This is a genomic window from Psychrobacter sp. TB20-MNA-CIBAN-0197 (assembly GCF_040309765.1).
GTDB classification, from domain to species: Bacteria; Pseudomonadota; Gammaproteobacteria; order Pseudomonadales; family Moraxellaceae; genus Psychrobacter; species Psychrobacter submarinus.
The window spans coordinates 1-272 of the sequence record NZ_JBEOPC010000585.1; the positions used below are offsets into that span (position 1 = coordinate 1).

The following is a 272-nucleotide window of genomic DNA, read 5'->3' on the forward strand; positions in this document are numbered from 1 at the left end:
GCACTAACCAAAGCGACCGCGATTAATTCGAAAGACCACATGTCATCGATTGCCTTTTCTATGGCGGTGCTACAGATTGAACTGGGCGAAAAGGAAGCGGCTATTCAAAATTTACAGAATGCCAAAATTACCGCCAATAAAATTGAAGATAAAGAGTTTAAAGTTGAGATAGATGAGCTGCTTACTAAACTATTGGCTGAATAATCTTTATTGAGCAGGAATGATTTGTTATGCAAAACCTACCTATTGTGATTGTTGGCGGTGGCTTAAGT

At 39.0% G+C, this 272-nt stretch carries 1 pseudogene; it reads left to right on the forward strand.

The annotated features are described in order from the left end of the window. Positions 1-204, forward strand: a pseudogene (locus tag AAEY83_RS15080) (tetratricopeptide repeat protein); the annotation flags it as partial. Positions 205-272: the final 68 nt, after the last annotated feature.